General features: G+C 41.9%; 11 protein-coding genes. 6 read left to right on the top strand and 5 right to left on the bottom strand.

Features of this window, described 5'->3' with window-relative positions; all coding sequences use genetic code 11:
- The first annotated feature begins 9 nt into the window (after positions 1 to 9).
- Entirely contained in the window at positions 10 to 585 is a 576-nt protein-coding gene (locus CGB83_RS02385; RefSeq protein WP_100074343.1) for a glutathione peroxidase, read from the top strand.
- Positions 586 to 650: 65 nt separating this feature from the next.
- Here the strand turns inward: CGB83_RS02385 and CGB83_RS02380 are convergent, their stop codons facing one another.
- Positions 651 to 1,322 (bottom strand): NAD(P)H-binding protein, encoded by a 672-nt coding sequence (locus tag CGB83_RS02380; protein ID WP_100074342.1) that lies wholly within the window; start codon positions 1,320 to 1,322, stop codon positions 651 to 653.
- Between the two features lie 99 nt (positions 1,323 to 1,421).
- Between CGB83_RS02380 and CGB83_RS02375 the strand changes: the two genes are divergently transcribed.
- Positions 1,422 to 1,775, top strand: coding sequence for an MmcQ/YjbR family DNA-binding protein (locus tag CGB83_RS02375; protein WP_100074341.1), 354 nt, complete (start codon positions 1,422 to 1,424; stop codon positions 1,773 to 1,775).
- Here CGB83_RS02375 and CGB83_RS02370 read toward each other — a convergent pair.
- Positions 1,772 to 2,692 (bottom strand): bifunctional riboflavin kinase/FAD synthetase, encoded by a 921-nt coding sequence (locus CGB83_RS02370; RefSeq protein WP_100074340.1) that lies wholly within the window; start codon positions 2,690 to 2,692, stop codon positions 1,772 to 1,774. The genes CGB83_RS02375 and CGB83_RS02370 overlap by 4 nt on opposite strands.
- Positions 2,693 to 2,898: 206 nt before the next feature.
- Between CGB83_RS02370 and atpD the strand changes: the two genes are divergently transcribed.
- The 3 genes from atpD to CGB83_RS02355 all read left to right on the top strand — a co-directional run bounded on the left by atpD (position 2,899) and on the right by CGB83_RS02355 (position 5,672).
- Positions 2,899 to 4,407, top strand: coding sequence for a F0F1 ATP synthase subunit beta (gene atpD, locus CGB83_RS02365; protein WP_100074339.1), 1,509 nt, complete (start codon positions 2,899 to 2,901; stop codon positions 4,405 to 4,407).
- Positions 4,408 to 4,489: 82 nt separating this feature from the next.
- Positions 4,490 to 4,771 (top strand): FoF1 ATP synthase subunit delta/epsilon, encoded by a 282-nt coding sequence (locus CGB83_RS02360; RefSeq protein WP_100074338.1) that lies wholly within the window; start codon positions 4,490 to 4,492, stop codon positions 4,769 to 4,771.
- A 79-nt stretch (positions 4,772 to 4,850) separates the two neighbouring features.
- Positions 4,851 to 5,672, top strand: coding sequence for a hypothetical protein (locus tag CGB83_RS02355; RefSeq protein ID WP_100074337.1), 822 nt, complete (start codon positions 4,851 to 4,853; stop codon positions 5,670 to 5,672).
- Between the two features lie 155 nt (positions 5,673 to 5,827).
- Here CGB83_RS02355 and CGB83_RS02350 read toward each other — a convergent pair whose 3' ends face one another.
- A complete protein-coding gene (locus CGB83_RS02350) occupies positions 5,828 to 8,014 on the bottom strand; it encodes a B12-binding domain-containing radical SAM protein (RefSeq protein ID WP_100074336.1) in 2,187 nt (728 codons plus the stop codon).
- Between the two features lie 94 nt (positions 8,015 to 8,108).
- On the opposite strand from CGB83_RS02350, the gene CGB83_RS02345 reads away from it, so the two are divergent.
- Positions 8,109 to 9,434 (top strand): GDSL-type esterase/lipase family protein, encoded by a 1,326-nt coding sequence (locus CGB83_RS02345; RefSeq protein WP_100074335.1) that lies wholly within the window; start codon positions 8,109 to 8,111, stop codon positions 9,432 to 9,434.
- Here CGB83_RS02345 and CGB83_RS02340 read toward each other — a convergent pair.
- Both CGB83_RS02340 and CGB83_RS02335 read right to left on the bottom strand, forming a co-directional pair.
- On the bottom strand, positions 9,431 to 11,092 hold the full coding sequence (locus tag CGB83_RS02340) for an MBOAT family O-acyltransferase (protein WP_100074334.1): 1,662 nt from the start codon (positions 11,090 to 11,092) through the stop codon (positions 9,431 to 9,433). The genes CGB83_RS02345 and CGB83_RS02340 overlap by 4 nt on opposite strands.
- Positions 11,089 to 12,444, bottom strand: a complete 1,356-nt coding sequence (locus tag CGB83_RS02335) for an SGNH/GDSL hydrolase family protein (protein WP_100074333.1) — start codon at positions 12,442 to 12,444, stop codon at positions 11,089 to 11,091. Before CGB83_RS02335 ends, CGB83_RS02340 begins: the two co-directional genes overlap by 4 nt.
- Positions 12,445 to 12,482 lie beyond the last annotated feature (38 nt).

Below are 12,482 nucleotides of genomic sequence, written 5' to 3'. Positions count from 1 at the left end.
ACATCCATTATGAAAAAAATCTTTTTACTGCTGCTTTCTTTCATGGCTTTTTTCAACAGCTGTGCCCAGAAGAAAAGTGAAGCATCCAAAACAAAAACCAAAGCGCTTATGGGAAAGACCATTTACGACTACAAAGTAGAAAGTCTGGACGGAAAAGAAATCAATTTTGCAGATTTCAAAGGAAAGAAAATCCTTGTGGTCAATACGGCATCAGAATGCGGATTTACGCCTCAGTATGCAGATCTTGAGAAACTGTACGGGGAATACAAAGACAAACTGGTCATTGTTGGATTTCCTGCCAACAACTTTGGCGGACAGGAGCCGGGAACCAATAAGGAAATCGGTGCTTTCTGCCAGAAAAATTATGGGGTAACCTTCCCGATGGCTGCTAAAGTTTCGGTAAAAGGGGATGATACTGCACCGATCTTCAAGTATCTTACTGAAAAAGATCTGAACGGTGTTAAAAATACGACCATCCTATGGAACTTTACGAAATTCCTGATCGATGAAAACGGTAAGCTGATTGATTCTTTCGTAAGTACTACAAAACCTACGGACGAGGCCATTACGAAATACCTGAAATAGATCATTCAATGTAATAATGTAACAGTGTTAAAATTGACCAATCTTGACACTGTTACACTGTTACATTATTTCATTGTTACAGTATTATGAGCTTTTTCCGCAAAACCAAAAATATTTCCCAGCTTAATACTGGAGTAGCCATTGCTTTTTATTTTCGATGAATTAATCATGGCTTTAGCCAGCACATCAGTTGGCAATGGTTTCTGGCTTTCCAGAAGGCCAAGCCTGTTGGCAAATTTAATGATCCGGCTTCCCAGGACTTCTCCGGTGCGGTCTGAATCCTTTCTTTCCAGCATTCCCGGTTTAAAAACGGTGATTTTATTGAAATGTAATCTCTTCACCGCTTCTTCCAGCTCGCCTTTCATCCTGGAATAAAATATTTTGGATTTCGGATTCGCGCCATAGGCCGAAACCAGCACATAATCTTCCACGTCATTTTCTCTTGCAGCTTTTGCAAACCGGTACTGATAATCATAGTCCACCTTATGCTGCGCTTCTTTACTTCCGGCAGCCTTAAGTGTGGTACCAAGGCATGAAAATGCGACATCACCGGTAACAAGCGGTTTCCATTGTTCAGGGGCATCAAAATCGATGACGTGAACGGTAAGCTTCGGATGCCGGATATCCACCGGTTTTCTTACAAATATATCGACGCGATCAAAGTCGTGATCCTCTAACAGCTGATGTACCAGATCCTTTCCTGTGGCACCTGTAGCGCCGATAACTAGGGCTTTCATATCATTGAAGGGTTATGGGTTGAAATTAATCGCAAATTGATTGCTTTAATTTATAAAATTTTAATAATATTGGTTATTCAAATACTATGCTGTTACCGTATGGATGCCAATGAAATTCTTGACTACTGCCTCGCGAAGAAAGGGGTAACCGAAAGTTTTCCTTTCGATAATGAAACCCTGGTTTTAAAGGTTGGCGGTAAAATGTTCCTTCTGATGCCGCTGGAAAGAATGCCGCTTCAGATCAATGTAAAAACAGATCCGGAATGGAGTGCAGAACTTCGGGAGCAATATCCGCAGGTCAACGGAGCATTTCATATGAATAAAACCCACTGGAATTCGGTGATGACGGATGGTTTAAAGAGAGACCTGATTTTTAAATTAATCGATCAGTCGTATGAATTGGTATTTAATTCGCTGACGAAAAAAGCGAAAGAAGAAATTATAAATCGTTAGAATTCAAATTCTTCGGTTAATCTTTTATCTTCATCCAGTCTTTCAATTAGCTTGTCCATGCCTTCGAACTTAATTTCGTCATGCAGGAAATCCCGGAATCTCACCGTGATGTCTTTTCCGTAAATATCTCCTGCAAAATCAAGGATGTATACTTCTACGGTAAGTTTCTCTCCGTTAACGGTCGGATTGGTTCCCACGCTCAACATCCCTTTGTAGTGCTTGCCCTGTACAAAGACTTCAACGATATACGCTCCTTTTTTAGGAAGAAGCTTAATGGAATCCGTTTCAATATTAGCGGTAGGATAGCCGATGGTCCTCCCGATCTTCTTCCCGTGAACAACAGTTCCCGAAACGGAATAGGAATATCCCAGCATTTCATTGGCTTCCCTGATGTTTCCCGTTAAAAGTGCCTTACGGATTTTAGTGGAGCTGATGTTATTTTCGTGGATATTGATCGCCTCCATCTGTTCGACTTCAAAGCCCAGCTCCCCGGAAAGCTTCTGAAGCAGTTCAAAGTTTCCGCTTTTGTTTTTCCCGAAGGAGTGGTCGTAACCGATAATCAGATATTTTACATGCAGGGCATCAACCAGGATCTGACGGACAAATTCTTCACCGGTAAGGTTCCTGAACCCGGCATCAAACTCTTTCAGGAAGAGGTTCTGAATGCCGTACTTTTCCATCAGGACAGTCTTCTCATCCAGTGTATTCAGGAGTTTCAGGTCTTCGTCAGGATTGAAAACAAATCTCGGATGCGGCCAGAAAGTAAGGATAGCGGTTTCCAGATCTTTCTCATGTCCGGTCTTTTTCAGTTCATCAATAATGCTTTTATGGCCGATATGCACACCGTCAAACATCCCTAAAGACAATGCGAGAGGTCTGTGTGAAGTATAATCGCTGAAATTTTTATAAACGTTCAAAACGGAAAAATTTTGACTGCAAATATAGGAAATAATGTAAGAATGTACCGAGATAACGGCTGACCAATAACAGCGGTGGATTTATCCGTTGGGACCGCATTAAATTCTTATTTTCCTGCATTGATAAAAGTATGATAAAAATCTGTTTTTTAACAATTGCGGGTTAATGAAGAATCATTATATTTGCACCAAGAAAAAATTTAGCAATGGCAAACCAAATTAAAGGAAAAATTTCTCAAATTATTGGTCCGGTAATCGACGTAGTCTTTACAGATGTGGAAGCTATTCCAAGTATTTATGACGCGTTAGAAATTACCAAAGAAAACGGTGAAAAAGTAGTTTTAGAGGTAGAGCAGCATATTGGAGAAGATACAGTAAGATGTATCGCAATGGACGCGACTGACGGTCTTAAAAGAGGTCAGGATGTCATCGGGTTCGGAAATCCTATTACCATGCCTATCGGTGAGGCTGTAAACGGAAGACTTTTCAACGTAGTAGGTGATGCTATCGACGGAATGCAGAATGTTTCCAAAGAGGGAGGTTTACCAATCCACAGAGAAGCACCTAAATTTGATCAGCTTTCAACTTCTGCAGAAGTTTTATTTACAGGTATCAAAGTAATCGACCTTGTTGAGCCTTACGCAAAAGGAGGTAAAATCGGTTTGTTCGGTGGTGCCGGTGTAGGTAAAACCGTACTGATCCAGGAGTTGATTAACAATATTGCTAAAGGACACGGAGGTCTTTCGGTATTCGCCGGTGTAGGGGAAAGAACGAGAGAAGGAAATGACCTTTTAAGAGAGATGCTGGAATCCGGAATCATCAAGTATGGTGACGATTTCATGCATTCTATGGAAAACGGAGGATGGGATCTTTCTAAAGTGGATACAGAAGCCATGAAAGATTCTAAAGCAGCTTTCGTTTTCGGACAGATGAATGAGCCACCAGGTGCAAGAGCGAGAGTAGCCCTTTCCGGTCTTACCTTGGCTGAATATTACAGAGACGGTGGAGAAAGCGGACAGGGTAGAGATGTACTGTTCTTCGTAGACAACATCTTCCGTTTCACCCAGGCAGGTTCTGAGGTATCTGCACTTCTTGGACGTATGCCTTCTGCGGTAGGTTACCAGCCGACACTTGCTTCTGAGATGGGAGCGATGCAGGAAAGGATTACTTCCACTAAAAACGGATCCATTACTTCCGTACAGGCGGTTTACGTACCTGCGGATGACTTAACTGACCCGGCTCCTGCTACAACGTTTGCCCACTTGGATGCCACTACAGTACTGGACAGAAAGATCGCTTCACTGGGTATCTATCCTGCGGTAGATCCTTTGGCTTCCACGTCAAGAATCCTTGCTCCGGAAATCATCGGTGAAGAGCATTACAACTGTGCACAAAGAGTAAAAGAAATCCTTCAGAGATATAAAGCACTTCAGGATATTATTGCTATCCTTGGTATGGAAGAACTTTCCGAAGAAGATAAATCTGTTGTATACCGTGCAAGAAAAGTTCAGAGATTCTTATCTCAGCCTTTCCACGTTGCAGAACAGTTTACAGGGATCCCGGGATCATTGGTAGATATCAAAGATACCATCAAAGGTTTCAACATGATCATCGACGGAGAACTGGATCACTTACCGGAAGCTGCTTTCAACCTTAAAGGAACCATTGAAGAAGCTATTGAAGCCGGACAAAAAATGTTAGCTGAAAACGCTTAAGAAATTTTAAATGTTAAATTTTAGATTTTAGATTGATAATATCATTTAAAATTTAAAATCTATAATCTATAATTCATAAAAAATGAATATAAAAATTTTAACACCAGAATACGTAGTTTTTGAAGGAGAAGTAGATTCTGTACTGTTGCCGGGCAAGCATGGTGAATTTCACATCATGAAAAACCACGCAGGCATCGTTTCTTCTTTAGTGGGAGGTAAAGTAAAGCTGTATGCGAAAGCCATCAATGAAGCTTATGCTAAGAATTTCACCAAAGAAAATGAAAAAGATTCTGTTTTTTCTTATCCTATTACCAGTGGTGTTGTAGAATTTAATCATAACAAAGGAATCATTCTTTGCGAATAATTAAATGAAAAGCTAAATATATTTTCAAGAAAGTGTAACTTTGGTTACACTTTTTTTTGTGATGTAGAAATCTGATTGTATGAAAGGAGGTATTATCATATTCTTTACAGTGTTGGGCCTGTTTCTCAATGCCCAGAATATAAAAACCAAACATGGCGTGATACAGCTGGATGGCATTCCGGTAGCCAAAATATCCCACAGATCCAGTGAATATACTTTTATGGATCTCAAGGAAACTCCTACTTATACCATGGAGTTTATTGATAAAAGTATTGTGGATTCCGTCCGCGACAGCTACATTAAATTAACCCGGATCTACAATAACGACAAGACGCTAGAACTGGACTACATTTCGCCATCTGCATTTTCGGGTGAAGAAAAATCAGCGGTGTATACTTCCGTAAAGGGATTTAAGATCATTGATAACCGGGGAATCAACATCAGGAACCTGGATGAGCTTTTCAAAAACCCACCTAAAAGGAAGCTGGATGCGAAAACGAAAGATGCCTATACGGTAAGGAGTAAAATTGACAAGCTTAAAATTGAGGTCAATAATGTTGGCGAAATCCTCAGCAATGGTGTACCCGTGGGATATTTTACCAATCTTCCGGTCAGTTTCGGATCGGATAATACCATTTCTGAAAAGACATTTGTCGACCTTGAAATATATGATGCGAAAAGCAAGTATATCGGCAAATACATTACGACGACCAAACAGATTAAGACCGCCGGAGGTAAAACCTTTACCTTATACCGCGAAATATCGGGAAGAGCTTCTCTTCTGAAAGTCCCGACCTATAAAGCCATTGCGGAACGTCTGGCCATCATGGATCCGAACTTTATTAAAGTTCAGGAAAAAGTGATTGTAGGGGAAGTGACAAAAGACGGCGTGCAGAAATAATCCTGACTATAGTACAAAACAATTCCCGGTTAATCCGGGAATTTTTATGATTATAATGTCCTTATTGCAGATAGACTTTAAAAAAGGAATAAAATTCTGATTGATATCCGAAAAAAATTTAATAAGAGAAAATTGCGGTCAGGTTTTGCGAAAATTTAAAGACACAGAATGACACCGTTTTCCTTCAATTGCTGCATCGGTTTTGAAAACCAGAACAGCTCAAAATTTTCAAACTGCTCTTCAAAATAAACTTTAAGTTGCTGAAGCATAAGCTTTTTAGGGTTTTCTATATCATGTTCTTCTAAAATGCCCATTAGCCACTCTGCATGTTCCTGTTCCATTTCCGCTTTTACAATATTGGTTTTTAAGTGGAATGTAAGCAGCGTATATGCACCAGAGTATTTCTTTTTTATTTTTACGCGATTCTCAGCGATTACGTTTTTGGCTAAAAAGACGATTTTTGAGTTGGGTTTGAATTTGAAGTCTTCGTTGTCCAGCAGACAGTCATGAATGTAATCCGGATGGATGGTAGTGGTCGGAATCTTAAAATCAAACCATTCCTGAAGCGGCAGTTCGAAATTAATCCCATGCATATAATTGAACAGGGATTTTTTCAGTCCGAAGCTGAAACGGTTATGGTCAATTCCTGTTTGGTCTTTAAAATCTACATCGTTGTGAGCAAACTGAATTTCCTGCCGTACCGGGATGACGCCAAAGGCCTCAGGGTTCTGCCCGACAGGGGAATGGGCCGTCATGGCAAACTGGTGCCAGAAACCGCTTTGTACAATACCCATTTCAAACAGCTGCCGTACCATCTCCAGGGAGTCAACTGTTTCCTGAACGGTCTGCGTAGGGTAACCGTACATCAGATAGGCATGGACCATAATTCCGGCTTCGGTAAAATTACGCGTTACATCGGCAACCTGAGCTACGGAAACTCCTTTATCGATCAGTTTCAGCAGCCGGTCACCGGCTACTTCCAGTCCGCCGGAAACCGCAACGCATCCGGACATCTTTAACAGAAAGCAAAGATCTCGGGTAAAGCTTTTTTCGAAGCGTATGTTCGTCCACCAGGTAACCACCAGATTCCTTCTCAGGATTTCGAGGGCTACTTCGCGCATCAGTGCCGGCGGGGCCGCTTCATCTACAAAATGGAATCCAGTTTCTCCGGTGGTAAGGATCAGTTCTTCCATCCGGTCCACCAGGATCTTCGCAGAGATCGGTTCATAGATTTTAATATAATCCAGGGAAATATCACAGAAAGTACATTTCCCCCAATAACATCCATGGGCCATGGTTAATTTATTCCAACGGCCGTCACTCCAGAGGCTGTGCATGGGATTGGCAATCTCGATCACGGAAATATACCGGTCCAGCAACAGATCCGAATAATCGGGTGTCCCGATATCCGCCTGCCGGTAATCCTTTCTCGTAGAATTGTTTTTATAGGCTACTTGTCCGTTTTCCACCAGGAAAGTCCTTTTGAATTCCTGATTTTCCGATGCATGAATATTCTGACATAAAAGTTCAAGAGGAAGTTCCCCATCATCAAGGGTAATGAAATCGAAAAACTCAAATACCCTTGTGTCTTTGATTTCCCTAAGCTCCGTATTCGGAAATCCTCCTCCCATAGCGGTTTTCACATCAGGATAATGGGTTTTGATCCACTGTGCACACCGGAATGCCGAATATAAATTTCCCGGAAATGGAACGGAAAAGCAAACCAGTTTCGGCTGTACCGTTTCCATTCTTTCTTTAAGGATGTGTAGGGTGATCCCGTCAATAAAAGTTGTCTTTCCGGTGAGCTTTGCATATAATTCATCAAAGGAATACGCACTTTTTCCCAGCCGTTCCGCATACCTGCTGAATCCGAAATCGCTATCAATATTTTCAACAATATAATCCGAAATATCTTCCAAATACAAGGTCGCCAGATGTTTGGCCTTGTCCTGCATCCCCATGTTCCCGAAAGCAAACTCCATATCATCCAGCTGGTTGAAACGCGAAGCTTCGGGAAGAAAGTTCATGCTGCAGATCTGCCGTGCTAAAGTAGGATTTTTACCCTGCAAAAAGAGAATAACCTGATCGATGGTTTTGATATATTCATATTTCAGTGTGAAAATCCTTTGCGAATTGTCTGAAATTTCATGAAGGTTAACCGGCACATCAAAAATATTGGCCAGTCCTTTTTTAGAAAATAGCGCAATGATGACTTCAATACCTAAATCTGACTGATAACATGAAACAGCTTTGGTATTCAGGAAACCTTTGATGTAGGCTGTAGCCGGATAGGGAGTATTCAGCTGCGTAAAAGGGGGAGTAATCAGGAGCAGGTCTTTCAACAGGAAAATTTTTGCAAAGTTAAGATTTAAAATTCAGACTTACTTATTTTGTTTGCTACTGTAGGTTTTGCAGAAAAATGTATAAATTCACGGTATGAAAATTACCCGAAAAAGCATCAGCTTTCTTTTTATATTGTTTTTATTCAACGGCCAGGCTCAGGAAATAGAGAACAGTGAGGTCCTTAAACCTTTCACAGAAAAACTGAAACAAAATACGGTTTCCACAATCCTGTTCATGGGAGATTCCCACATCCAGGCCGACTGGCTCACTTCATATTTGAGGAAAAAATTCCAGGACCGTTACGGCAATGCAGGCAGAGGGCTTGTTTTTCCGTACCATGTTGCCAATACGAATGGCGCCGAAGATTTTGAATCTGCGAGCAATCAGGCCTGGGAAACTTTCCGTCTGGTTCACGAACAGAAGTTGTTTCCTGAAATGGGAGCCAGCGGATTCGTCATCGGCAGCAAACAAAACCCTTTCCTGGAAATCACCTTTAAAAACCCTGCAGACCGATTCGACAAACTTTTTATCTATCATGACAGAAGTATGGACGGACAGGAATTCAGCGTATACACTGAGCAGCAGCCGCTGAAGAATTTTATCGTGAAGAAGACAGAACGGCTTAATCATACGGCTGCAGAGGGAGAAACGTTCCATGAAATAGTCTCAAAGTATAATAATACAACGACCAGGTTCAGGCAGCTTAACGGGGATCAGATCATGCATCCGGTACCGGGAAACGTATATAAAGTGGAAAGAAATTATTTCGATTACAATTCTGATTTTGAAAATTACATCACATTGATCCGTAAACAGAAATTTACCGGATTTAAAACCGAGGTAGATTTTACACAGCCCCGGAATGTTTTTCTGATGCGTACCAGCCTTCCCGGAAGTATATTTTACGGATTCCAGTTCCTGAAGAACACAGATAGAGGGGTCGTCTTCAATACGGTAGGCGTTAACGGAGCAACCTATGGCGATTTCCTTAAATATCCTTTGCAGGTGGAGCAGCTAAAGACGATTGCTCCTGATATCCTGATTATTGCTTTGGGAACCAATGAAGCATTTGCACCCATTGAAAAAGAGGAATTCCAGAGTAATATCTCCACGCTGATCCGGAAATTCAGGGAAGCATCACCCGGCCTGCCGGTCCTGCTGGTTTCGCCTCCGGATAATATGCCGAAGCAGAACCGGGTTCCTGAGATCATCAGCTGGATGAAGGAAGCCGCAGTATCCAATCAAACAGCATTTTTTGATCTGTACACAGCAAGCGGAGGGAAGGGATCATTCAGAAAAGCGCAGGTAAAGAAGCAGGCGAGTGGCGATGGCGTACATTATGTAAAGCCCGGTTACGAAAGCCAGGCTGAACTGATCTGGAAAGCTTTTTCCAAACTCTTTACTGATGGGAGGAACTAGAATTGCAGATAGATCGGCAGCACCTGTTCAGCAGACTTGAAATATCCGTATAGCAGAAGGAAGGCAAAGAAAATGATGATGTAGATGATCATCGGGAATCTTTCCCTTCTGGCGATCAGCTTGTCGACGGTATCTTCCGGAATAAGATGGATAGCCATTGCCAGGACAATCATTCCCAAAACGCCTTTATAATTTTCGTAGAACGGCGCAAAAGCCTGTATATCAAAGTTAAAGAAGATCTGTTTCAGCATGGAGACTGCCATATCAAAGTCCTCTGCCCTGAAGAAAATCCATCCGAAGCAGACAAAATGAAAGGTAATGATTCCCATAAAAACCCTGTAAACGATATGGTTATTGAATCGGGAAAATGACTTTCCGGTAAGCAACATCCATATTTTATGCAGTCCTAAACCGATTCCGTGGATGGCTCCCCAAATGATGAAATTCCAGCTGGCACCGTGCCAGAATCCGCCCAGAAGCATGGTCGTAAGCAGGTTGAAATTCGCAGCAATACCTTTAGTATTTTTTGTGATGATAGCCGGAAGGATGAAGATCATGAGCATCAGCAACGTAATCAGGCCGGCATACAGCGGGGCAAGCTTAAAGAGGTTAACAGACATGAAATACGTCCCAGACAGGAATGCCAGTACGAAAATAAACGAAGCGATGGAAAATTTCCGGTTTCCGCCCAAAGGAATATACAGGTAATCCTTCAGCCAGGAAGACAATGAAATATGCCATCTGCGCCAGAATTCGGTAATATTCTTACTCTGGTACGGCGACCTGAAATTGGCCGGAATTTTAACTCCCAGCCATAAGGCAATCCCGATCGCAATATCACTGTAACCGCTGAAGTCGCAGTAAATCACCATCGCATAACCGTATACGGCAAACAGGTTTTCCAGGCCCACGTGCAGGGCAGGGTTATCAAAGATATAGTTGACGAGATTCAGCGTAATATAATCGGAAATAATAAGTTTTTTGATCAGCCCTGAAATAATCAGGTAAAAACCCATGGCAAAATCCCTTTCAGACAGGTAATACGGCTGGCTGATCTGTGGCACAAAATCGTGGGCACGCACGATAGGTCCCATCATCAGCTTAGGAAAGAAGGAAAGGAAGAGCAGGTAATCCGTAAATTTTTTTGCCGGCTTGAAATCTCCCCGGTACACATCTATGGTATAGCTTAAATTTTCAAACGTGAAAAAAGAAATCCCTATCGGCAGCAGGATGTTCAGCGGGTGGACATTAGCATTGGTGAATTCATTATAGAGTGTAATAAAGAAATTGGTGTACTTATAATAAAACAGCAGTCCAAGATTGAAGATGACACTCAGGACCAGGAGCATGGTTTTCCAGCCTTTCTTCCGGCTGTGAAAGATGACATTGGATAGCGCATAATTGACAATGGCCGAAACAATCACCAGTCCTACGAACCATCCGCTGGCCTTATAGAAGAAGTAGAGGGAAAAGAATGTAAAAACATACCTTCTGGCGGTATAATGGTTCCTTAAAATATAGAAAAGAATGATGAATAGCGTAAAGAAGTACACAAAGAACCCATTGTTGAAGAGCAAGGGGTTTTTGCTGTCGTATACGAACTGGTGTAAAAACATTTTCCAGTCGAAAGTAGAGAGGAGATCTTGTACCCGGTTCATTGTACAGTTCTTTTTTTAGAAGTATAATTATGGTAATCTTTCATCATAACACGGTATAGTTTTTCTGCGAGGATGTCTGCTCCTTTACCGTTGGGATGCACATAATCCTTATTGGCAAGCGGCGGGTCAGCTGAAGCCCATTGAACAATGGAGTTGTCACCTCCCATGGTTTTGAAAAGGTTAAAGAAGCAAAGCCCGTTATCAAATGCCATCTGAGCCTGGGTCTGTACCAGTTGATGGATCCCTTTTGCAGACTGGTATTCGCCATTGTACCGGAAAGCACGGTCAGCAGTACTGACCATCAGGATATCACTTCCTGAAAATGCACTTTTGAACTTTACCAGGTTGGGCGTCATAATTTTGGCATAATAGGAATAATCCGTATCATTTGGCCTGAAAAGAAGGTTCACGCCATATTGCATCACAATAAGGTCATATTTATTTTCCTGCTGTACAGCCTTTAAAAAATCTTCATCTATTTTCTTGAATTCTACCCCTGTAATTCCGCGGAACGAAAAATTGTCTACAAAAATACCGTTATCCGATTCAAAGCTTACCCCATAACAAGGCACCTGTGAATTGCCGCTTTTAAGTGTGTAAGACTGCAGGGTATCTTTAGCCATCAGCTGTCTGTTAACCAATCCAGGTCCGGTCAGGGGAATATTGCTGCCGTCATAATTGATTGCGGCTCCGCCGGAAGCGCGTCCGAAAATAAAATATTTATTGGTAATAATACCTTTCTGTAAAGTTTTATCGGTGAAATGGGTACTTCCCGGTCCTGTAAAGCTGAAGCCGGATATGTACATATTATGGGCACTCTTATCCATAAAGTTGACTGTTTTCCAGCCGGATGCTTTAATCTCAGCAGATTCCCGTACCGGAGCTACCTTGCTCTGAATCGGGAGGAAGCCTACGCCGCTGCCTCCGAATTCCTTCTGAAGCAGTTTCCTTAATGTACGTGTCAGCAAATCCCCTTCGATCATGCTGTCCCCGAAATAGGCAATCCTTATTTTTCCTTTTCCGGTCTTTTTCAGCTGGTACAGCTTCTCTGCCAGATGTGGCAATGCAGTCAGGCTGTCTCCCTTGGAAAAATCGGTGATCAGATCAGCTTTCTCGTAGAGCTCAAAATCTTTTTCCCTGTTTGCCTGTTGCAGCTTAGGATTCGCCAGGCTGTCGTGTGACAGATTTCTGTCCTTTATTTTATCAGGATTGATGACTTCCGATATCAGGTTTACATTCTGTAATGGTTTCCAGTGTACATCCAAAACAGAAATGGCTATCGAGGTAAGGAAGTAAATAACAAAGCATAAGGTGAGTAAAACGACTACCCTCCAATTTCTGTTTGCATTCATAAAGCTCCAGGAAATTTTTAGCTAATTTAATCAGATAA

Origin of the sequence: Chryseobacterium camelliae, from assembly GCF_002770595.1 — a bacterium.
GTDB lineage: Bacteria > Bacteroidota > Bacteroidia > Flavobacteriales > Weeksellaceae > Chryseobacterium > Chryseobacterium camelliae.
The sequence above is the reverse complement of the archived record's forward strand: the minus strand, read 5'-3'. Positions and strand labels throughout refer to the sequence as shown.